Source organism: Wolbachia endosymbiont (group A) of Volucella bombylans (genome assembly GCF_964026965.1).
Taxonomy (GTDB): domain Bacteria; phylum Pseudomonadota; class Alphaproteobacteria; order Rickettsiales; family Anaplasmataceae; genus Wolbachia; species Wolbachia pipientis.
The window spans coordinates 117,089-138,750 of the sequence record NZ_OZ034717.1 but is presented as its reverse complement, the minus strand read 5'-3'; the positions used below and the strand labels follow the sequence as shown (position 1 = coordinate 138,750).

Sequence of the window (21,662 nt, the reverse complement as noted above, 5' to 3'; positions counted from 1 at the left end):
ATTAAAGTATAAAAAATGCAGGATAATATAGTACCAATCTCAATAGTAAAAGAGCTGGAAGATTCTTATCTCTCCTACGCAATGAGCGTTATCATAAGCCGGGCTATACCTGACGTGCGGGATGGATTTAAACCTGTTCACAGGCGCATATTATATGCAATGTCAAGAGCTGGATTCGATGCCGGTAAGCCATATAAAAAAGCGGCTCGTATAGTTGGGGACGTAATGGGGAAATATCACCCACATGGTGATGCAGCTATTTACGATTCCTTGGTCAGGATGGCTCAAGATTTTTCTCTTCTTTTACCACTTATTGATGGGCAAGGTAACTTTGGTTCGATAGATGGAGATCCACCAGCTTCAATGCGATACACAGAAGCAAGACTTCAAAAAGTGTCGCACTTTTTACTGAATGATATTGATGAAGATACAGTTAATTTTAGGCCAAACTACGATGGAAATGAAACAGAACCAGTTGTGCTGCCTGCAGAGTTTCCGAATCTATTGGTAAACGGTGCAAGTGGTGTTGCAGTTGGTATGGCAACCAATATTCCTTCTCACAACCTTGGAGAAATAATAGATGCTTGTATGTTATATGTAGATAATCCTGAAGTTACTTTGGATGAGTTACTTGAAGTGATGCCAGGGCCGGATTTTCCAACTGGGGGAACAATTCTTGGAAGGTCTGGAATAAGATCAGCATTTGCAACTGGTCGTGGATCAATTGTTGTGCAAGGCAAGACTCATATAGAAGATCTGCCACAAGATAGGCAAGCAATAGTGATTGATGAAATACCTTACCAGGTAAATAAAGTAAAATTAATTGAGAAGATAGGTGAGCTTGTAAAAGAAAAAAGAATTGATGGTATAACAGAAATTAGGGATGAGTCCGATAAGTCTGGTATTAGAGTAGTAATTGACCTCAGAAGAAATGCTGAAGCAAGTTTTATACTTAATCAAGTATTGGGGCTAACTCCACTAAGAAGTAGTTTTAGTGTTAACACTTTAGTGCTCAATAACAACAGGCCTGCTTTGATGTCGTTAAAAGAAATCATAGCTGCTTTTGTTGACTTTAGAAAAGAAGTGTTAATCAGGAGAACAGAATTTCGTCTAAGAAAAACGAGAGAAAAAGCTCATATATATATAGGGCTCTACATTGCGGTCCTCAGCATAGATGAAGTGATAAAAATCATCCGCGGTGCAAAAGATCCTGCGGAAGCAAGTAGAGAACTTTTAAATAAAGAATGGAAAACTTCGAATGAAATCAACACTATTATCGAGTTGATTTCAGATAGCTCAAGCTTTTTGAAAGATGGAGTGTATAGATTAACTGAGCTACAGATTAAGGCTATCCTTGATATGAAACTGCAGCGTTTAACAGGCCTTGAAAAAGACAAATTAGAAGCTGAGCTAAGTTCAATGATCAACCTGATAAAAGAATATATCGCTTTTCTTGGCTCAGGAGAGAAGTTGATGAAAGAAATAAAAAACAATCTACAAGAAATAAAGAACAGATTTGCTGTGCCGCGAAAAACTTCAATAGAGGAGTCAGACGCGGACATTGAAGCTGAAGATCTAATTCCACAAGAGGATATGGTGATAACCGTAACTATGAATGGTTATATCAAGCGTGTGAAACTTTCTCACTACAGAACTCAGCGTCGTGGTGGAAAAGGAAAGCTAGGACAGGGATTAAAAGAAGAAGATGTAATTACAGAATTATTTGTGACAAATACTCACACTAGCCTCTTATTCTTTTCTAATATTGGCCGAGTCTATAGATTAAAGGTTTATAAGTTGCCTCTTGCAGAACCAACTGCACGTGGAAGAGCGCTTGTTAACATATTTCCGCTTAGCGATAGTGAAACTATAACTAATATCATGCCATTGCCAAGTGAAAATGACGAAAATCAAAACATAGTTTTTGCTACTGCCTATGGAAACATAAGGCGTAACTCTTTAGCGGACTTTCACTATATTCCAAGCAATGGAAAAATAGCAATAAAGCTCGATGAAGGAGACAAATTAGTATCGGTTAAGGTATGTAATGAAATTGACCATGTTTTACTTTCAACAACGCTTGGAAAAAGTATCAGATTTGTTGTAAGTGATGTGCGTCAATTTAAGAGTCGCAATTCAGATGGCGTAAGAGGTATCAAACTTGTAAAGAATGACAGCGTGATATCCATGACCATATTAAATGGGATAGGTGTAGCAACAGAAACAAAAGAACTTTACTTAAAAGTTCCACTTGCAAAAAGACTGGGGACTGCAATTAATAACTCCATTGATTCTAAATTGGAAAAGACTTTGAATGATTTAGGAATAGATAACGAATTATTCTTAAAACTTGCAGTGAATGAGGAGTTTATATTAACTATTACTGAAAATGGCTTTGGTAAAAGAACTTCTGCGTATGAGTATAGAGTAACTAACAGGGGTGGTGTTGGTATCACCAATATTCTTACTACTAGCAGAAACGGTAATGTTGTTGCTAGTTTTCCAGTTGAGCAGGGTGATAATATAATGCTTATTACAGATAAAGGAAAGTTAATTCGCATTTCGGTCAATGAGATTAGAATTGCAGGACGCAGCACTCAAGGAGTCACTCTGTTTAAAACAGAAAGTAGAGAAAAAGTGGTGTCAGTAGCGAAAATTGAAGATCCTGATTCCACTGAAGATAGTATTTTTGAAGTTGAAAACTCTATCGCTTCTTAACCGTAGTATAGGTTAAACAAAAAGCGCAAGTTTTTGTTGATTAATACGCAGTATTTAAATTAAAATATATACTTATGGCTAAGTAAAGATCAATGGACAAAAAATTAACTAAAAATAAAAAACCACTGGCAGACAAAGAGGATAAAAAAACACCTCCTGTTAAAGATCTTACTAAAAATAAGAGTAGGAGAGATTTTATAACATTAACTACATGCGCTATGGCAGGTATAGGAGCTGCAAGTGGACTTTGGCCACTGGTTAAATCTATGAATCCTTCTGCTGAAGTTCTAGCAACTTCCACAGTGGAGGTGAATTTGTCTGGAATTCAGGAAGGACACGGAGTAAAAGTAAAGTGGCAAGGTAAACCAGTATTCATTCGTAGACGCACAAAGCAAGAAATTGAGGCTGCAAGAGCTGTGAATGTGAAGAGCTTGAGGGATCCTCAATTAGATGAGCAGAGAGTATACGAAGGAAAAGACGAATGGTTAATTATGCTTGGAATATGTACACATCTTGGGTGTGTACCGGTTGACCACGCTACAAGAGATGGTAATGGTTGGTTCTGTCCTTGCCACGGTTCATATTATGATACATCAGGTCGAGTAATTGGGGGTCCTGCACCGAAAAATATGGCTGTACCTGATTATTTTTTTCCCAGTGAGAATGTTGTGGTAATTGGCAAGAAGGCTTAACGGAACTCGTTAAAAAAAACTCACAGGATCAACATCTATTATCACTGCAATACTCGAATTCAAGTTACAATTTTTAATCCAATATTTCAGCTTTTTTTGTATAGATAAACTGTGTTTATTGTGTATTTTTAATAATACCCTATACCGATACTTATTATTTAAAAAATTTATCGCTGCTGGTGATGGGCCAAGAATTTCAAATTCCTTTTTGTCTACACCTACATTTTTTTCCTGGATACAAGTAGTTAAGCTACTTGGATGACAAAGAAGAGATTTTACTATTTCATTCGCTGCTTTTTGTGTTGCAATCTGATTCTTACCACAGATTATAAGCGCTATTAATCTGCTAAATGGTGGCATTTTGGCTTCGCGTCTTGACTTAAGTTCGATTTCATAAAATGAGTCTCTTTTTTGATGCAGCAATGCTTTTATTATTGAACTTTCAGGATTATTGGTTTGCACTATTACCATTCCTTTTTCATTAAACCTTCCTGATCTGCCTGCAACTTGGTGCAATAATTGATACGTCTTTTCCGCTGCTCTCAAATCAGAATTTTCGAGACTCAAATCTGCATTCATTACTCCAACCAAAGTTAATTTGGGAAAATTGTGCCCTTTAGCAATTATTTGTGTGCCGATTATAATGTTCACCTCTTCTTTCAATATCAAGTCAATTACGTTACTAACCGACTTCTGATCGCTGCTTATCATCGCAGTTTTTGCGTTTGGTATTAATTTCACCATTTCTTCAAGCAACCTTTCAATTCCTATGCCGTAGAGGGACAATGGCTGTTCACTTTGGCAATTAGAGCATTTCTCTGGAAGTTTTAATTGATAAGAGCAATGATGGCACAAAAGAGCATTTTTTTTCTTGTGATATGTAAGCCAAACAGCACAATTTAAGCAGGAAATTTTATATCCACACTTTTTACAAATTGCCAGTTGTGCATACCCTCTGCGGTTTAGAAAAAGCATAACCTGCTGTTTTTTCTCTATGGTTTGTTTGATGCTTTCAAAAAGCTCAGAGGAGATCCATTGCTTGTTGTTCCTCATATCTACTACTTTAATGAGTGGCAATTCTGCACCACCAAATCGTTTAGTTAGCTTTACATGATTGTAATTCCCGTTTTTAACATGATGAATCGTTTCAAGCAGTGGAGTAGCTGATGATAAAATAATCGGAATATTTTCAAATTTGGCTAAGATTATCGCCATATCTCGAGCATTATATATAATTCCCTGTTCTTGTTTAAAAGATGAGTCGTGCTCTTCATCAACGATAATCAATTTTAGGTTTTTATAAGGCAAAAAAAGCGCTGACCGTGCACCAATAATTATCTGCGCATTTCCATTCGCTATGCTGAGCCAATTATTCCGGCGAGTTTTTGGAGTGAGCTCTGAGTGCCATTCAACTAAGTTTTTTGATATCTGACCATGAATACGGTTTACCAATTGTGAAGTTAAAACAATTTCAGGCAAGAGGATTAGCACTTGCGCATTACCTTCTCCTGATGTCATTTCAACATATTCTGGTGTCATACTAGTACGTGGCAAAGACGGTATGCTAAATGTTACAGTGGGTTTTGCCTTGAGTATAAAGGTGTCATTCCAGTGCTTGACACTGGAATCCAGGAATTTTGATTGTAAATTAGGTATTGGTTTTAAGTTAAAATAAACATTTGTAATGAGGTTATATGAAAAACTGGATCCCAGTGTCAGGCTACTCGGATAACACCCTCTTGGTAGACCCAAATCACAATGTTCGTACAGTTGTGTCTCTGGGCACTGGGATGGTAAAGTCTGAGCAGCATTTGGAACGGCAGTGTAATTCTTAATCAATTGTGCAATCACAGAGAGATAAACTTCGGTTTTTCCAGACCCGGTCTCACCGTCAAGCAAAGTCACTGAATATTCGTTCAAATTGCTGATTATTTTATCACTAGCTACCTGCTGTTCAGGACTCAATTTGCAGCTTATTTCACTTGTTTCCTGCTTTTGTTCAACACAAACCAATTTATCTATGTGATTTACTTTTAACACTCCTCCCATTATCACTTTGGCAAGCATACCAATAGGTATTAAGTTGTATTGCGCAACCCACTCTGCAAATGCAATCAATTTTGGTCTAATATTTGGTAAATCGATTTTTTGCTCAATAAATTTTAATTCTCGGTTACTTTTATCACTGTATTTCCAAACTATTCCGATTAAGCGTTTTTTGCCAAATGGCACTACTACGTAATCTCCAAGTAAAATCTCAGTACTTTCCTCAATTGCATATGAAAATAACTGATCAATTGGAAGTGGTAGTAATACGTCAACTGTTTTTGCCATAGTGATTGAGTTTAACATTGTTTTAAAGAGCTTGTAACTTTATTAAGCTTGGCAATATAGATGAATCGGTACAGAGAAAATCTTAATGTTTAACACATTTTTCATAGTACAGACCGTATGATTGATAAATAAAATGATTTATAGAATTTGTGGAGGCTACCAATGGTCAACGACAAGATTACTTTGAACTTTGAAATAGAAAAAGGCGAACCTATAGATCGATACTACTTTTCTGCACATATAAAGCTTACAGATGAAAGCAAAAATCTTTTGCGGGAGAAGCTTGGCAGTACAATTCAATTCGATAATCTAGATGATCACTTCAATCTTAACCATGAGAATTTTTATATCTACTACAACAAATATAGTGAGCACAATGGTAGAAGTGAGCTACACGTTAGGGATGATAACGGTAAATATTTAACCTCCAATCTTCCACTTAATTACTATGGATTCTCAATGGAACTATCACCTGACGGAGCGTCAATTGCAGATTATGGTTTTTATCCTCTGTATGCAATCTATAACCCAAATCACTATGATAAAGCAAAGGAAAAAGTATTTGATGATCACGGTGAATTGTCACCAATTGCATCAAATGTGTTAGATAATTTTTTAAGCAACACAAATAGCTTAACCACACAAGATATATTACAAAATGTATTCTCACAACTGCAGAAGAAAGCTGATGAAGAAGCAGAAAGATTGGCAAGAGAAAGAGAAGCAGAAAGACAAAGGGAGGAAGAGTTAAATGAAAAGAACGAGGAGTTAAAAGAACTTGTAGAAAAGGATGAGATTAAAATATTCAAAGTGGTAAAAGGTAATGATTTAGGTAATGGGCATTCAGCAGTAGTTTTACAACTTGATGGGGAAGAAGGTGACAAGATACCTCTCGACTCTAGTAAATACTACATAGCAGAGTATAGACACCACCCAGAATGGGAAGGCGATGAATATTTAAATTTTGTTAGCCCTGATAGTGATATGCTGGTTAATTATGAAAACTTATTTTTTGTGCTCAATCAAAGCTCCTACTCAGACTTTGAAAGTGGGTTTTATTCAGAAAACAGAACCGATCCCCATAATTATGCTAAATATTCAAAGGAACCATATTTGAGTGGTGACCAGCTATCTGAAAAATTATCTAATGAATTGGAGGAAGATAGCAATCAGATAGGTACTGAATTTACAATTGATGATGAGCAAGTAGACGAAGAAGTTGTGGTAGAGAGTGAAGCCAAGTCTGGGGAGAAAGGAACGGTTGGTGAGGATAACGCAAAAAATACTATACAGGAAGAAGAATCTAACTATATAGATCAAATGCAAGCGGATGATAGCAGCAGTTATAAACCAGCTTTGCAAAGCAGTCGTGATGATTATGCTGATACGAAAAAAGCTCTGCAGAAAAAATTGCATGGAGATGAAATACACAAGCAAAGTAATGAGAAAGCTCAAAAAGATATAGAAGTAAAAAAAGTAACTGTGGAAACTGACAGTAGCAGTAATAAGACTGAAAAACAAACAAAACCAACAGAAGATGAACAAGAAACTGTTATGGCAAGTGTGATAGAAAATATGGATAAAAATTCTGATATTGAAGCAGAAACTTCTAACAGTGTTGCAAATTCACAACATCCCTTAAAAATAAAGACAGGAAGTCCTCTTGAAGTGGGAAAGTATAAGGTGGAGCTGCAAGTGACATATGATGATGTAAAGAATTTTTATGATACCGTACGTGGTAAATATCATGCTGGCGATGGATATAACTACGAACAAGTAATGGTTTTATATAATGAAATTGTTAGGCCCGCTCACAATCATCATTACGAGCTGTTTACTCTTGATGAAGCACATGTTGCTAATGATCACCTGTTTATCAAGGGTCAGGATTTTGGAACTCTAAATGATTTTAATGAGATGTTCTATAAAAGTGATGAGTTAATGTGATGTAAAAAGCAAGATTCAATCTGGTGAACGAGAGTTAACTGACAGAGGAGATTGACACGTATGCCTTTATCTTTAAGATTGTTTATCAAGTATAGACATCAGCTCGCCCCATTCTCTTTTACCAATATTACTTTCTTCTCTAGTAACGTTTTCCCCTTTAATTAATTTGCGAATTATTTCTAGACCAGTTCTTGAAATACAGGCTGATTCTAGGCAATATTCAACAAAGGCATTGTAGGCCAGTGGAACCCATTTTTTTATTATATCCAGCATAACTTCTGCATAAACTCTGATTTCATATTGGGCATGCTTATCAGCTCTAAGCTTCAAAAAATGAAGGAGATTATGCAGATCTATTTTCCAATAAAATTGCGTGTAGTAATTAAGCATTAGGTTAGTTCTGGCAATTTCTCTTGCAAGCCCCTGCTCAATAAATTTTTCATAATGAGAATATACTAAATTAGAGTCATTTGTTAGAGAATCTATTATTTCCTTTGAGGTATCTGGATCAAAAGCTTCCCCGCTACCTTGTTTATTATTGTCAGATTGTTTTGCAACTTGTTCTGGTTTAGGTGTATAAAATTCATTATCAAGTATTGAATACCTTGCTGAATATTCATTCACATTTGCAGTTCTATGCCTTATCCATTGCCTTGCAACAAAAATTGGAAGTTTCACGTGAAACTTAATTTCACACATTTCAAATGGAGTTGTATGATGATGTCTCATTAAATACTTTATAAGTGCTTCATCCTGACTTATCTGTTTTGTTCCCTTACCATAAGAAACACGAGCAGCTTGAACTATAGCGCTATCAGAGCCCATATAATCCACTACTCGAATAAATCCATGGTCTAATACCTTATGTTCTTCATATAAGATTGCATCTATTTCTTTTACTATAGTTCGTTTGGTTGCTTCATTCATAAAATATCCTCAAGACGAAATGGAGATATCAGCTCCACATGAATTGAGTTTTTCATGCATTGCTTCATATCCTCTCCATAAATGATGTGAATTGTTTATTATAGTTTCTCCACCGGCTACCAAAGAAGCAAGCACCAAAGCTGCTGTTGATCTTAAGTCAGTAGCATATAGATTAGCTCCAGATAAGCTTTTTATTCCACTTATAGTAGCTTTGCTTTTCTCGATGCTGATATTAGCACCTAACTTTCTCAATTCATCTGCATGTGTAAATCTGTTTTCAAAAATGTTCTCTTCAATTACTGATATCCCATCAGCGATGCACATTGCAGACATCAGTTGTGGTTGCATATCACTGGGAAAATTGGGGTATGGATCTGTCGCAACGTTAGCAGACTTAATAGAGCCATTTTTTCTGGAAATAACAATGCCTCCATCATACAGTTCAACCATAGCTCCTATAGTCTCCAACTCATTTGTAATACACCTTATATCAGATAGATTTATTCCTTCCAACTCCAACTTACCACCGGTTATTATAGCAGCTAGTGCATAGGTGCCTGCTTCTATGCGATCTGGTATTATTTTATGAACACATCCATTTAGTGCTTCAACTCCTGTTATTATGACCTTTGTATTATCAATTTCAATATCAGCACCCATTTTCTTCAGAAAATCTATTAAATCAAGAACTTCCGGCTCAGTTGCAGCATTGTTTATTGTTGTCACTCCTTCTGCAAATGTTGCTGCCATTATTACATTTTCTGTTGCGCCAACACTTATTTTCTCAAATGTGATTTCTTTTCCTTGTAGCTTTCCTTTCACTGTTGCAATTATATTATAGCCGTCAATTTCAATTTTAGCTCCCATTTCTTCTAATGCTTTAATATGCATATCAACGGGACGCTTTCCAATGTTGCATCCACCAGGAAATGCTGTTCTCGCTTTGCCAAATCTGCTAAGCATTGGACCCAATATTAGAAAAGAAGTTCTTAGCTTACTTGCGGTTTTATATGGCATCACGTGATTGTTGATATTGCTGCAGTCAATTTTCAAAGTATGGTTCGCTTTATAATTTTTATTGTGCATAAAGTTTACTTCTGCTCCAAGACTTTCAAGCAACTTAGACATTAGATGCACATCAATTAAATCAGGTACATTATGCAAAATTACCGGGGAGCTACTTAATAGACTTGCTGCCATTATTGGTAAAACAGCATTTTTTGAGCCATTAATCTTGATTTTTCCGACCAAAGGTTTGTAGTTATTTCTTATTAATATCTTGTGCATTTAATTAGATATAAAGTATAATTCATTAGTTTATTGAAGTCTTACTAAGTATAATAGATTGACCGTAAAAGGCAAAATTTGCTTTTTCTTCCTCATCATCCCAGTGTCATGCTACCTGCATGACACCTGATGCGAATTGCCCCCGAAATTTTATACTATGAATTACTCAAATGACGCTCTCGAGCTTTATCAAACCAAATAACACCAATTGCAACAATGAAATAACCAGCTGCTCCTAATGTAAGGCGAATTACTGCATCGAAAGTTGACAGAGGAGGAGACGGCATTAGAATGCTCAAAACACTATACACAAGATTATTTGTTGCATGAGCAATAGTTACTGGCCAAATCGAGTTGTCTTTTTCAAACAACCAGGTAAACATTATAGACATTGCACAAATATAAAGGGTATAAGCACAAATAGTCGGGAATGTAAAGCCATCCTTCCACAAAGCTGAGCCAGCAACCACATAAGTTGGTATGTGCCATACTGACCAAATAATACCGACAATAATTGCTCTGATATAAAAATTTGATATTTTGCTTTTAAGATTTTTCAAAAGATAGCCACGCCAACCGATCTCTTCACCAAGAGACATAATGATCCACATCACAAAGGTTGATAATAAAACAAATAACATCACTAATGGACTCAAAACTGCACTCAAATCCTTTACACGGTCTAACGTAAAAGACTCTCGGAAAAATGAAAAACCGCAGTAAATTGACAAAAGACCATTGGAAATTAGCATACTTACCAGAATAAGTATAAACCCTAATAGACAGTTTTTTGGCGAACTAAGTTTAAAAAGATCCCTTACCTTCTGTTTATTATAAATGGTTAGCAAAATTGCAACTGAAGCCGGAACAAATGTTGTTAATAATGTTATGTCTTTGAAAGGTAAGCACCAAGCTATAATGCACGTCAAAAAATATGTAATTACAACAAATAATGTACAATTAATAGTGGTTAAATTCATGCATACGCCTATCAATTCCTTTTCTGCATTATTGATCTTTATTCATAAATTGTCAATAAAATACTTCTTCAGGGATGAATAGAATATTTTTTCTTTTTGAATTGCTATTGATAGTTTAATTTTTATATGTATTCCCTTTCACAACCGTTTGTCATCCCAGTGTCACGTGCTGGGATGACAGTAGGAGAGCTGCTTGCATGACAAGAGGAGGGTACTGGAATGACAAGAGGAAGACACTGGGGTGACATCAACTAAACTTGTCCAAATATGAGCGATGCATTAGTGCCACCAAAACCAAACGAATTAGAAAGTGCATATTGAATTTTATGCTCCTGAGCTTTAAACGGTACAAAATTTAAATCACATCCTTCTGAAGGCTTGTGTAAATTTAAGGTTGGCGGAATAATTCCATTATTTAACGCAAGAATACTGAATATTGCTTCAACGCTCCCTGCAGCACCAAGTAAATGTCCTATAGAAGATTTAGTTGAAGAAACAGGTATTTTATAAACGTAGTCACCGAATAACTGTTTCATTGCTATTACTTCAATTTTATCTCCAAGTGGCGTTGAAGTTCCATGTGCATTGATATACCCTACTTGATTGGGATTAATTTGTGCGCTCTTTAAAGCAAGCTGCATTGCCTTAAATGCGCCTCTTCCTTCTGGATGTGGTGCTGTAATGTGGTGCGCATCTCCTGTGAGTCCGTACCCAACCAGTTCAGCATGTATTTTTGCCCCCCTTTTTTTTGCATGTTCGTATTCTTCCAACACCAATATACCTGCTCCTTCACCCATAACAAAACCATCGCGTTCTGCATCCCATGGTCTTGAAGCTTCTTTGGGTTTATCATTGAATTTAGTTGATAACGCCTTCATAGATGCAAAACCTGCAATTCCAACTCTACACAGTGCACTTTCTGCTCCACCTGCAATCATAACATCCGCTTCACCAAGTTTTATAGTTCTTGCTGAGTTTATGATTGCATGCGCACCTGTTGCACATGCGGTTACTGCTGAATCGTTTGGACCTGTAAATTCGTATTTAATAGAAATATGGCCAGATATCAAATTTATTAGACTTGCAGGGACAAAAAATGGACTGACACGTCTGGGCCCTTTTTCCTGCATGGTAATTACATTTTCCTGAATTAACGGAAGACCACCTATACCAGAGCCAATAGTTACACCAACACGTTCCCGATTGATATTTTGGCTTTCCAAAATTAATGAATCATCTACTGCCTGAATAGCTGCTGCAATACCGTAATGAATAAAACGATCTGTCCTTTTTGAGTCTTTCTCAGAAATATAATCTAGTGGATTGAAATGGTGCTCAATGTTGTCTGATTGCAACGGCACCTGCCCTGCAATTTTGCAAGCAAGATCAGAAGAGTCAAATCTATCCGTATTGATTGCTTTTATGCCAGACTCACTTTTTATTAGCCTTGACCAAGTGTTGTCAACATCTGCCGCTAGTGGAGTGATTAAACCAACACCAGTGACTACTACTCTTCTGCTCATTTAACACTAACTATTAGCCTTTTTTATTATTAATGTACTCAACTATTTGCTCCATAGTTTCCATTTTTTGTGCGTCTTCATCTGGAATTTCTATTCCGAACTCTTCTTCTGCCGCCATGATGATTTCAACTGCATCTAAACTGTCTGTACCATGCTCCGAAAGCTTTGAAGAGCTGTTGAATTTCTCTACATCCTTACTAATGTGCTCTAGTATAATCTTTTTTACTTTTTCTTCTATGTCTTCTCTAGTGCTCTTTGCTAGTTCGCTATTCACATTTCTTACCAAAAAAATAACCTATTCTTTGATGTTATAAAAAATTTTTATGTTTGCAATATCTTTTATAACTGGTAAACTACAGTAAAGTTTTCTACTGCCCTAGCTGGCTAGCGTTACGTGCTAAACAATTAACAATTCAAAAATGCTAGACGAAACAACAAAAAATTTGCTTATTGTAGAAGTAAATAAACTCTTACCCGAAAATAGCGAGAATAAGCTTATATCAGCTATGCGTTATATACTCCTTGCTCCTGCAAAACATATACGCTCCTTTTTAGTCGTAGCTTCATCGCGAGTGTTTAACGCGGAAGCTAAAAAAGTAATATCAGTTGCTGCAGCAATTGAATTTGTTCATGCTTACTCTCTAATTCACGATGATTTACCGTGCATGGACAACAGTGATACTCGCAGAAGCCAGCTAAGCTGCCATAAAAAATTTGATGAAGCAACAGCAGTGCTTGCCGGAGATGCACTACTTACTCTGGCTTTTGAGGTATTATCTTCGTTAAATGAGAAACGCTGTGAGATCATAAAAGTTCTTTCTCAGGCAATAGGAATTAGGGGAATGGTGGGAGGACAGGCTTTAGATATTGGTGCAGATTTTAACAAAATAAAAGAAATTCATTTGATGAAAACCGCAAAACTATTTGCAGCTTCATGTGAAATAGGCGCTATAATAGGAAATGCTATAGACAAGCAACGTAAAGCGTTATATAACTATGGAATAAATCTAGGGCTTATCTTTCAAGCTAAGGATGATATTGAAGACTACGAACAAGATAAAACAAATAATCTTATGTCTGTGCTTGGTAAAAGTGAAGTAGAGAACTATATAGACGGCCTCTTTAAACAAGGCTTGGATAATTTGAGTGCGCTTTCAGGGGATACTAATTATTTATATGATTTATTGAATCAAGTAAAGAAAGATGGTTAGAAAAATTATATTACAAATGCTTATTTCCATAGTAATGATTCTCACTTTAACTTCTGCTTTTGTGTTTACTATTGTCTATATAAACAAAGGTAAACCGGAAAAAAAGGACAAGCTTTATGAGATAAGTGCCACGCATGGTGGTTTGATACAGACGATAGCACATTACCTAGTGAAGCCAATACTTGAATCAGCACTTGACCGCTATATTGAAAAGCATGGGCTAACAGAATATTTAGAAGAAATGACGCAGCAAAAAGAAGAAGATTCGATAAATTTTTATGAAATTACTGAAGGCAGTGGCAGCAAGGCTTTCTGCGGCCTGGAAGTCCTACTGCAAATATATAAAATTTCTAATAATAACTTAGCAACACTCCCTAGCAAAGTTTCTGATGTTACTTTGAAAATAGGTCAAGATAACCTAAAAGAAGTGAGTTTAGGGGTAATAGGTATGAAAGAAGGCGGAGAGCGTGTAGTTACTATTGCCAATGATAACAAAATGAATTTTAATTCTTATTACGTCAAACTGATCGAAGTAAAGGATAAATATCCCGACTCAGTAAATAATCTGATGGTTTTTAATGACTTAATTAACAAGACTGGAAAACAAGTAAGGTGCGGTGATGAGATATCGGTTAAATATAGCGTAAAGGAGCATAATGGAGAATATATAGCCAAAGATCAAACAGTGCAATTTAGGGTTGGCGATAAAAAAATACCACTTGCTATAGAGCTTGGAGTTGTGGGAATGAGAGCTGGTAATAAAAGAACTATTCTTTCTCCGCCTGACCTTTTGACTATTACTGACGATATGTTAATAAAAGACATAGATTATGATGAAGAAAATATCTCAATAATTGACTTAAGCTTAGATGTTAAGCAAGAGGTCGCAGCACACCATTCTACTGTTGAAAAACAGCCTAAAGAATATAGCTGAAATTTTAGGTCTACTGGCTGACCTTCTGAACACTTTCTATACTACTTAAAGTAGGCTTTTCGTTTTTCCTAAAGTATAAACTTAGATAAATCAAGCTGCTTCGAAATTGACTCAAGTTTATCTTTTACATACTTGCTGTCTATAATGAATTTTTCGCTATTTTTCTCAGAAGCAATGAAACTTATCTCATCTAAAAGCTTCTCCATAACAGTGTGAAGCCTTCTTGCGCCTATATTTTCCACTTGCCTATTAACTGTAAACGCTATTTCAGCTATGGTTTTTATACCATCATCAGTGAACTCAAGTGTCACATTTTCTGTTTTCATTAAAGCTATGTACTGCTTTAACAAACTAGATTCTGGTTCCTTTAATATTCTTATTAAATCTTCTTGAGTAAGTGCCTTAAGTTCTACCCTGATCGGTAATCTGCCCTGCAATTCCGGTAAGAGGTCAGATGGTTTAGACTGATGAAAAGCACCAGATGCAATAAATAATATATAGTCTGTTTTTACATGGCCATACTTAGTTGTAACAGTTGTTCCTTCAAGTAATGGTAACAGATCGCGTTGCACTCCTTCTCTGTTTACTTCACCTTTTACTTCTGTACGCGCTGCAATTTTGTCTATTTCATCCAAAAATACTATACCGTCATTACTAACAAGATCAATGGCTTCTTTGATTATCTTATCTTCATCCATTAGCCTTTCACTTTCTTCATTAATTAATATTTCACGCGCTTCTTTTACCTTCACCGTAATAGTTTTTGTTTTTTTGCTCCCGTTAAACATCTTGCCCATTATTTCTGTTACATTCATCACACCAACTTGCCCACCTGGCATGCCTGGTATATCGAAAGTAGGTAACATACTCTTGCTCTCTCTGACGTTAATAGAAACTTCTCCGTCCTCAAACTCTTTATTCCTCAACCTTTCTCTAAAAATTTTTTTACTCTCTTCGGTTGCATCTTCGCCTACCATAGAGTTTACTATTGTTTTCTCAGCTAAAATTAAAGCCTTTTTAGCTAAGGCTTTACGGGCTTTCTCTTTAACTAAAACTATTGCTGCATCAACTAAATCACGTATTATCGAATCAACGTCACGTCCAACGTATCCTATTTCAGTAAACTTCGTTGCCTCAATTTTTATAAACGGTGCACCGGCAAGTTTTGCTAAGCGGCGAGCTATTTCAGTTTTACCAACCCCTGTATGACCGATCATCAATATATTCTTAGGTATGATTTCATCACGCAATGGAAATGGAACCTGATTGCGACGCCAACGATTTCTGAGCGCAATAGCAACAGCACGCTTTGCATCATCCTGTCCGATTATGAATCTGTCCAATTCTTTAACTATCTTCTGTGGTGGCAGGTCATCTAACAAAACTTGAGTACTGTCATTAACTTGAACATCGCTGTCATTTGAATCAAAACCACTCTTAGTATCTTTATAGAGGTCATTTTTTTCATCGTAGGTGTCACTACTACAAGACCGTCCTTCTGAAAGGGTTATAGGCTGATTGGAAAAATTGGTGCATAAAGTTTTTTGCTTGGAAGACATATCACTCCTCTATTTTTTCAATAATCACATTATGATTTGTATAAACACATATATCAGCAGCTATCTTCATAGCCTTTTTCGCAATTTCCTCTATTGATATTCCTTTAATGTCAATTAAAGCTCTTGCTGCAGATAGAGCAAAATTTCCCCCAGAGCCAATAGCTGCGATTCCATCTTCAGGTTCAAGAACATCACCTGTTCCCGTAATTACTAATGAAATAGATTTATCTGCAACGATCATCATAGCTTCTAATTTCCTCAGATATTTATCCATTCTCCAGTCTTTTGCAAGTTCAACACATGCTCTCATTAATTGCCCTGGGTGCTTGTCAAGTTTAGATTCTAATCTTTCAAAAAGAGTAAATGCGTCGGCTGTTGCCCCGGCAAATCCAGCAATTACGGAATCACCAGAAAGACGCCTAACTTTTTTTGCTCCAGATTTTATAACAGTGTGGCCCAGTGAAACTTGTCCGTCACCTATTACTACTACACTTTTATCTTTTCTAATTGACAGTATAGTAGTGCCATACATTTTATTGTTATCGTGTTGAATCATTTTTCTATCACTTTAAATAAGAATCTCATTATACTTTAATCTTTAGTCAAATTTACTAAATATGTTCAACTATAGCTTATAATATAATACCTTCCTTATAACATTTAAAGTGCAGATGCAAAACATAATTCACCCAGATTTGGAAAAAAGTATAAATAATTGGTTCGAAGCAAAATTTAATGGCCTTACATCGCCATTTTATAGCTCTATAGATCTTAGAAACTCCAGCTACAAAATTGCCCCAGTGGACGCTAATTTATTTCCTGCAGGATTCAATAACTTAAGTGAAGAATCAAGAACAATGGCAGCAAGATTGATAGAAAGCTACTTTAAAAGACATCAATACAAAAAGGTTCTTATAATACCGGAAAATTATACACGCAATAAAATGTATATAGAAAACGTATTTGTTATAGAGAAAGTACTGCAACTCGCAGGTTTTGAAGCTAGAATTGGCCTTTTACATAATGAAGTATACAATTTAATAGAACAGTATGAAACTGTTGTGAAAGAAAACTCTCTGCTAAAGACAACTTCAGGATTTGTGCCTGATGTTATTATACTGAACCGTGATATGACGAGCCACATTCCAGACACGCTGAAAGACGTAAAGCAAGATATAGTACCAAGCCCACTATACGGTTGGCATAGCAGGCAGAAATTTAAGTATTTTGAAATCTATCAAGAATTAGCATCTGAGTTTTGTGGCGAATTTAAAATAGACCCATGGCTAATTTCTGTGCTTACAGAGAGCTGTGATGGAGTTGATTTTGATGATGATTTGTCACTAGGAGCAGTAGCAACTAAAGTTGACCAAATATTATCTCTAGTGCAAAAAAAATATGAGGAATATGAAATAAAAACACAACCTTACGTTTTTATCAAAGCAAGCAATGGCACATATGGGATGGGCATTATAACAGCAACAAGTGGAGAGGAAATATTAAACCTCAATAAAAAAAAGCGTCATAAAATGAAAAAGATAAAAGAAGGAATAGCAATCAATAGCGTTATTATGCAAGAAGGTGTACCAACCATTGACATGTTTAAAAGCAGTTCTGCAGAACCGCTAATATACTATATAGGAGATACTCCAACATGTTACTTATACCGATGTAATAGCAGAAAAGATGTATATTCTAGCTTGAATGCCACTGACTGTGAGTTTCATGATGTTAGCCAGGTTGTGGAAGGTAAAATTCTGTCACTTTGGAGTATTGTTAGCAAATTAGCAGTACTAGCGTTGGCAGTAGAAATAAAATCTTTTCACCTCTAACCCTTACATTCCCACAGCGTTACCATCGGGCAGATCATTACCATCATTACCGTGCTGAATATGGTTATGGCCAGCACTATCAAGTTCAGTGGAAGGATCATCATTGACAGGTTGTTGAAACAATTTGTCAAGCTGAACTGCCAGAAATACTGCACTATATATTATGCTAACTGTTACGCTTAAGTTGAAATTATAGATTATACCATTACCTAAGTTTATTGGTATGGTTGCAGTCTCCATTCTTTTTAATATGAAGTTTAACAAACCTAATGACAAAGTTAATGTGCTGATAATAAGGTCCTTCTTACACTTAGCAGACTTTTCAGGATCCTTATTATCTAGGTATTTTCTCCATGAATAATAGTAGCTTATAGGTTCCGAAATAAACAGAAATAGGATCGTTGATGTTAAGTGAATGTGACTTATTACGTCTGCATTACTCCTAGTAAAAAAATGGATGACTTTCAACATCATCAATGCTTCTATGATGCTGCTTGCAAGATTAGCCGATTTACCCACAATTTTTGCCAGCTCTTTTTTACTCTCAGGGTTTCTGTAATCCTTAATTAGATCCTGTAGAGTAAATGCAGAATGGGCAATGTATAGAATAGATGTCGGAAACTTTACTAGTCGAGCAACATTCCGTATAAGAAAGATATTGGATCTATTATTGTCAATGAACTCGCAGCAAAATTGCAGTGAAATCTTACACAATAGGGCTGTTAAACCTGTTGTGATGCAGATTACCTTCCTGATATCATGATTATAAGCATCATGTACCTTTTGTGCAACCGTATTTGATTTTTCTTTTAGCTTGCTTGGCATGAAATAGTTAATAAAATAATAACTTTCTGTTATTCTATCACATAAAATCCTAAAAGAAAAGCACTATAAATCAGGGCTTTAAGGGAGATTTATGCATAAATCAGCCAAGCATTTAATAAACAAAGAATCGGCACTGAGAGTTGGCACGCGAAAGTAATATCCATCCTTGATAATTGCTTTATATTCTATATCAAGTTCAACTAGAGTTTCTGAATGCTCAGAAACAAAAGATATAGGTGATAGAACTACAGGTACACCATCAATTTTTGCGCGTAATAGCTCACTTTCAGTGCTTGGCTCTAGCCAGTTTACAGGACCAATCTTACTCTGATAACATATTGACCAATCTAAGTTATTAATAGCTAACTTTTCTACTATTAACTCTACGCTTCTTTCTACCTGTGAAGCGTAAGGGTCGCCTTTTTTAATAATACTAAGAGGTAAGCTATGGGCTGAAAATAGGACTCTTGGTTTACCGATTTTGCTAGCCAATTTATAGTACTTAGCTATCAGATTAGCGTGAGCTTCAATAAAATCTTGGTTATCATAATAACGGTAAATCATTTTTGTATTGCATTTTAGGCCATACCGTTTAGCATTTTTTTGCCAATTCTCGATGGATGACAGAGTTGTGGTAGTTGAATATTGTGGATACAGTGGCAGCAGAATCACTTCATCAGGATCAAACTGTTTTACACTTTCAATAACTTCGTCAGCAAATGGACGCCAATAGCGCATGCAGATGAATACCTTGTGTACATGGTTTCTATTTTCGTTTAATTTTAGTTCTAAAGCATTAGCTTGCATTTTTGTATTCTCTAGAATTGGCGATTTACCTCCAATTTCCTCGTATATTTTTCGTGCAGTATTTTCTCGTTTCGCAGATATAAACTTTGCTAAAAGAAACCGAAAGGGATTCGGTAGATTGATTATTCTCCTGTCATAAAAAAGGTTGAATAAAAAAGGACGGACCGCATTTAGTGAATCAGGCCCGCCAAGATTAAATAAGATAACTGCCTTTTTCACCTACGCACTACTACAACAAGTTACTTTCGGGGTACCTATAAAATTAGCTACACACTCATCAAATTTAGTTATAGGCACTAAATTTCTCACATTTGCATACAATAAGTGGCCAAATCTCTGCATGTTACTCTGTGTGGATTCAAAACTTCTATCAAAAAACAGATCAACACAAAAACTTGGCACGGTTTCAAGAAGTTCAACAGCAGCTAAAGATAGCATTATACAACTTTGCAGGACCTTCAAAAGAACCTTTAGAGGGAAAAGTAAAACTTTAACGAAAAGAGAGGTGCTACTCGTTTCATTCAGTGGTTGCCCTGAATTGGGCGAATTATACTCGATGTGTTTTCTATTTTGATCAAAAATAGGAAATTTTATAGTATCTTTCTTAAATTCCGCGTCTATTTCTTTTCTACTATGGTTAGTGATTTTTTCCATTAACTTCTCACGCAGATGAAAAGTTCTGACAATAAAACATGTGGCAATCATTAAGGCAGCACATAAAAGTGCGCATTGCATGAGGCTCATACTGCCTAGCATAGCTGGCAGTGCAAAACAAACAAGCGGTGCTATGATTGTCATTTCAAGAAATGGAATAGTGTTTCTTTTCATTGCAAAGGCAGCACCTTCTTTTAATTTTGTATTATGATGTGAACTATATTCCAAATAACTTAAAAATGCCAGACTAAAAGTCAAAAACCCTTTTGTTCCACACAAAAGCGATGACTTAAAGTTACTTACTAATTTTTTAGTAGTAGATTCAGCTTGTTTAGTAGTGTTATTTTTACAACATTTACCCATACAATACCTCCTTGATGATTTGTCCTTAATTATAGATAAAAAATCACTTCTATGAAATTAAAATTTGTAATAAAATAAATCTATAAATGTACTATTCTATATAAGGAAATAATATGGCAATTGAGAAGACACTTTCAATCTTAAAACCTGATGCAGTAAAAAATAATATTACAGGCAATATAAATTCCTACATCGAACAATCTGGGCTGAAAATCACAGCACAAAAAATGATGTTACTAACAAAAAAACAAGCAGAGCTGTTTTATGAAATTCATAAAGATAGGCCTTTTTTTGGGGAATTAGTAGAGTTTATGACCTCTGGTTCTGTGGTAGTTCAAGTTTTAGTTGGTGAAAATGCAGTAAGTAAATACAGACAAATCATGGGAGCTACCAATCCAAAGCAGGCAGATAAAGGCACAATCAGGGGTGATTTTGCTGATGATATTAGTGAAAATAGAGTCCACGGCTCGGATAGTCTAGAAAATGCTCGTAAGGAGATAGCTTTCTTTTTTGCTGAATGTGAGTTGGTGTAGTTAACTCAGATTGGCGTCATCCAAGTAGCTGACAACATAGAAACGAAAAAACTTCCTTGACAAACCTCACCAGCCCCCTTATCATGAAACTGAAGCTATTGTATTTGCTTTCGCCAATCTGCAGATTAAAAGGTAAGGATTACTTAATGTATCGGCGTCTTATGTTCAATTTTTTGCAGTATATAGATACTGTATGTCTTTACAAAACTTCATCTACATCTAGATTTTTATCTAAATAAGCTGAACGCGCTTATAAAGCGTTACAAGACATCAAAAAATGCCAATACTCGACAGAGATAGTAAAAGACTAGCTAACTCGGGGATTCTTTGTCTTTTTTTCTGCTTAGTAAATTTCTTAAACATTTGCAGCGTAAGTTAGTTGCAATTAAAAGCGGCTGAATCTCGCTTGTCAAGCGTTTAAAACATAAAAAACGCCAATATTTTAAAGCGGATAATAACCCCAGGGCTTCTTTTGCCTTTTTTTTTCATTTGGTAAATTTCTTAATATTTATAGCTAAAGTAATTTAAAAGTCCGT

At 35.7% G+C, this 21,662-nt stretch carries 20 protein-coding genes; 8 read left to right on the top strand and 12 right to left on the bottom strand.

From position 1 onward, the window contains the following. Positions 1 to 15: 15 nt before the first annotated feature. The gene (gene gyrA, locus AAGD51_RS00665; RefSeq protein ID WP_006279827.1) at positions 16 to 2,718 is read left to right on the top strand and encodes a DNA gyrase subunit A; all 2,703 of its coding nucleotides are present in this window, start codon (positions 16 to 18) and stop codon (positions 2,716 to 2,718) included. Positions 2,719 to 2,810: 92 nt separating this feature from the next. Further along, positions 2,811 to 3,410, top strand: coding sequence for a ubiquinol-cytochrome c reductase iron-sulfur subunit (gene petA, locus AAGD51_RS00660; RefSeq protein ID WP_010963095.1), 600 nt, complete (start codon positions 2,811 to 2,813; stop codon positions 3,408 to 3,410). 9 nt (positions 3,411 to 3,419) lie between these two features. Here petA and priA read toward each other — a convergent pair whose 3' ends face one another. After that, entirely contained in the window at positions 3,420 to 5,762 is a 2,343-nt protein-coding gene (gene priA, locus AAGD51_RS00655) for a primosomal protein N' (protein ID WP_265040694.1), read from the bottom strand. Between the two features lie 144 nt (positions 5,763 to 5,906). On the opposite strand from priA, the gene AAGD51_RS00650 reads away from it, so the two are divergent. After that, the gene (locus tag AAGD51_RS00650) at positions 5,907 to 7,691 is read left to right on the top strand and encodes a hypothetical protein (protein WP_341810470.1); all 1,785 of its coding nucleotides are present in this window, start codon (positions 5,907 to 5,909) and stop codon (positions 7,689 to 7,691) included. 72 nt (positions 7,692 to 7,763) lie between these two features. Here AAGD51_RS00650 and thyX read toward each other — a convergent pair whose 3' ends face one another. The 3 genes from thyX to AAGD51_RS00635 all read right to left on the bottom strand — a co-directional run bounded on the left by thyX (position 7,764) and on the right by AAGD51_RS00635 (position 10,657). Then, positions 7,764 to 8,618 (bottom strand): FAD-dependent thymidylate synthase, encoded by an 855-nt coding sequence (gene thyX, locus AAGD51_RS00645; RefSeq protein WP_015589436.1) that lies wholly within the window; start codon positions 8,616 to 8,618, stop codon positions 7,764 to 7,766. A 9-nt stretch (positions 8,619 to 8,627) separates the two neighbouring features. Further along, a complete protein-coding gene (gene murA, locus AAGD51_RS00640; protein ID WP_006279833.1) occupies positions 8,628 to 9,905 on the bottom strand; it encodes a UDP-N-acetylglucosamine 1-carboxyvinyltransferase in 1,278 nt (425 codons plus the stop codon). 155 nt (positions 9,906 to 10,060) lie between these two features. Then, entirely contained in the window at positions 10,061 to 10,657 is a 597-nt protein-coding gene (locus tag AAGD51_RS00635) for a CPBP family intramembrane glutamic endopeptidase (RefSeq protein ID WP_010082032.1), read from the bottom strand. An 85-nt stretch (positions 10,658 to 10,742) separates the two neighbouring features. On the opposite strand from AAGD51_RS00635, the gene AAGD51_RS00630 reads away from it, so the two are divergent. Next, on the top strand, positions 10,743 to 10,967 hold the full coding sequence (locus AAGD51_RS00630) for a hypothetical protein (protein ID WP_010082031.1): 225 nt from the start codon (positions 10,743 to 10,745) through the stop codon (positions 10,965 to 10,967). A gap of 40 nt (positions 10,968 to 11,007) precedes the next feature. Here the strand turns inward: AAGD51_RS00630 and AAGD51_RS00625 are convergent, their stop codons facing one another. From AAGD51_RS00625 to acpP, 3 genes are read right to left on the bottom strand one after another with little or no spacing between them, the layout of a single operon-like run. After that, the gene (locus tag AAGD51_RS00625; RefSeq protein ID WP_255322260.1) at positions 11,008 to 11,133 is read right to left on the bottom strand and encodes a hypothetical protein; all 126 of its coding nucleotides are present in this window, start codon (positions 11,131 to 11,133) and stop codon (positions 11,008 to 11,010) included. 3 nt (positions 11,134 to 11,136) lie between these two features. Continuing rightward, the gene (fabF, locus tag AAGD51_RS00620) at positions 11,137 to 12,408 is read right to left on the bottom strand and encodes a beta-ketoacyl-ACP synthase II (protein WP_182321250.1); all 1,272 of its coding nucleotides are present in this window, start codon (positions 12,406 to 12,408) and stop codon (positions 11,137 to 11,139) included. A 13-nt stretch (positions 12,409 to 12,421) separates the two neighbouring features. Beyond that, entirely contained in the window at positions 12,422 to 12,646 is a 225-nt protein-coding gene (gene acpP / locus AAGD51_RS00615) for an acyl carrier protein (RefSeq protein WP_213863337.1), read from the bottom strand. 181 nt (positions 12,647 to 12,827) lie between these two features. Between acpP and AAGD51_RS00610 the strand changes: the two genes are divergently transcribed. Continuing rightward, complete coding sequence (locus AAGD51_RS00610; RefSeq protein ID WP_077188418.1) at positions 12,828 to 13,619, top strand: polyprenyl synthetase family protein; 792 nt, start codon at positions 12,828 to 12,830, stop codon at positions 13,617 to 13,619. Beyond that, positions 13,612 to 14,553: an FKBP-type peptidyl-prolyl cis-trans isomerase gene (locus AAGD51_RS00605; protein WP_006279838.1), complete on the top strand. Its 942-nt coding sequence runs from the start codon at positions 13,612 to 13,614 to the stop codon at positions 14,551 to 14,553. Before AAGD51_RS00610 ends, AAGD51_RS00605 begins: the two co-directional genes overlap by 8 nt. A gap of 68 nt (positions 14,554 to 14,621) precedes the next feature. Here the strand turns inward: AAGD51_RS00605 and hslU are convergent, their stop codons facing one another. After that, a complete protein-coding gene (hslU, locus tag AAGD51_RS00600) occupies positions 14,622 to 16,112 on the bottom strand; it encodes an ATP-dependent protease ATPase subunit HslU (protein ID WP_077188417.1) in 1,491 nt (496 codons plus the stop codon). Between the two features lies 1 nt (position 16,113). Then, positions 16,114 to 16,668 carry an ATP-dependent protease subunit HslV gene (hslV, locus tag AAGD51_RS00595; RefSeq protein WP_077188416.1) on the bottom strand — a complete coding sequence of 185 codons (555 nt, stop codon included), beginning with the start codon at positions 16,666 to 16,668 and terminating at the stop codon, positions 16,114 to 16,116. A gap of 115 nt (positions 16,669 to 16,783) precedes the next feature. Between hslV and gshA the strand changes: the two genes are divergently transcribed. After that, positions 16,784 to 17,944, top strand: a complete 1,161-nt coding sequence (gene gshA / locus AAGD51_RS00590) for a glutamate--cysteine ligase (RefSeq protein WP_236514412.1) — start codon at positions 16,784 to 16,786, stop codon at positions 17,942 to 17,944. 3 nt (positions 17,945 to 17,947) lie between these two features. Here the strand turns inward: gshA and AAGD51_RS00585 are convergent, their stop codons facing one another. The 3 genes from AAGD51_RS00585 to AAGD51_RS00575 form a co-directional block, all read right to left on the bottom strand. Further along, positions 17,948 to 18,769, bottom strand: a complete 822-nt coding sequence (locus tag AAGD51_RS00585) for a hypothetical protein (protein WP_265029904.1) — start codon at positions 18,767 to 18,769, stop codon at positions 17,948 to 17,950. A 78-nt stretch (positions 18,770 to 18,847) separates the two neighbouring features. Beyond that, entirely contained in the window at positions 18,848 to 19,795 is a 948-nt protein-coding gene (gene hemH, locus AAGD51_RS00580; RefSeq protein ID WP_236514410.1) for a ferrochelatase, read from the bottom strand. Then, positions 19,796 to 20,593 carry a hypothetical protein gene (locus tag AAGD51_RS00575; protein ID WP_006279845.1) on the bottom strand — a complete coding sequence of 266 codons (798 nt, stop codon included), beginning with the start codon at positions 20,591 to 20,593 and terminating at the stop codon, positions 19,796 to 19,798. It lies immediately after the preceding gene. Between the two features lie 113 nt (positions 20,594 to 20,706). Between AAGD51_RS00575 and ndk the strand changes: the two genes are divergently transcribed. After that, positions 20,707 to 21,126, top strand: coding sequence for a nucleoside-diphosphate kinase (ndk, locus tag AAGD51_RS00570; protein WP_182309846.1), 420 nt, complete (start codon positions 20,707 to 20,709; stop codon positions 21,124 to 21,126). Positions 21,127 to 21,662 lie beyond the last annotated feature (536 nt).

Coding starts and splice junctions, on each gene's coding strand:
- gyrA (WP_006279827.1), top strand. CDS start 16: ATGCAGGATAATATAGTACCAATCTCAATAGTAAAAGAGCTGGAAGAT.
- petA (WP_010963095.1), top strand. CDS start 2,811: ATGGACAAAAAATTAACTAAAAATAAAAAACCACTGGCAGACAAAGAG.
- priA (WP_265040694.1), bottom strand. CDS start 5,762: ATGTTAAACTCAATCACTATGGCAAAAACAGTTGACGTATTACTACCA.
- AAGD51_RS00650 (WP_341810470.1), top strand. CDS start 5,907: ATGGTCAACGACAAGATTACTTTGAACTTTGAAATAGAAAAAGGCGAA.
- thyX (WP_015589436.1), bottom strand. CDS start 8,618: ATGAATGAAGCAACCAAACGAACTATAGTAAAAGAAATAGATGCAATC.
- murA (WP_006279833.1), bottom strand. CDS start 9,905: ATGCACAAGATATTAATAAGAAATAACTACAAACCTTTGGTCGGAAAA.
- AAGD51_RS00635 (WP_010082032.1), bottom strand. CDS start 10,657: ATGCTAATTTCCAATGGTCTTTTGTCAATTTACTGCGGTTTTTCATTT.
- AAGD51_RS00630 (WP_010082031.1), top strand. CDS start 10,743: ATGGTTAGCAAAATTGCAACTGAAGCCGGAACAAATGTTGTTAATAAT.
- AAGD51_RS00625 (WP_255322260.1), bottom strand. CDS start 11,133: ATGTCACCCCAGTGTCTTCCTCTTGTCATTCCAGTACCCTCCTCTTGT.
- fabF (WP_182321250.1), bottom strand. CDS start 12,408: ATGAGCAGAAGAGTAGTAGTCACTGGTGTTGGTTTAATCACTCCACTA.
- AAGD51_RS00610 (WP_077188418.1), top strand. CDS start 12,828: ATGCTAGACGAAACAACAAAAAATTTGCTTATTGTAGAAGTAAATAAA.
- AAGD51_RS00605 (WP_006279838.1), top strand. CDS start 13,612: ATGGTTAGAAAAATTATATTACAAATGCTTATTTCCATAGTAATGATT.
- hslU (WP_077188417.1), bottom strand. CDS start 16,112: ATGTCTTCCAAGCAAAAAACTTTATGCACCAATTTTTCCAATCAGCCT.
- hslV (WP_077188416.1), bottom strand. CDS start 16,668: ATGATTCAACACGATAACAATAAAATGTATGGCACTACTATACTGTCA.
- gshA (WP_236514412.1), top strand. CDS start 16,784: ATGCAAAACATAATTCACCCAGATTTGGAAAAAAGTATAAATAATTGG.
- AAGD51_RS00585 (WP_265029904.1), bottom strand. CDS start 18,769: ATGCCAAGCAAGCTAAAAGAAAAATCAAATACGGTTGCACAAAAGGTA.
- AAGD51_RS00575 (WP_006279845.1), bottom strand. CDS start 20,593: ATGGGTAAATGTTGTAAAAATAACACTACTAAACAAGCTGAATCTACT.
- ndk (WP_182309846.1), top strand. CDS start 20,707: ATGGCAATTGAGAAGACACTTTCAATCTTAAAACCTGATGCAGTAAAA.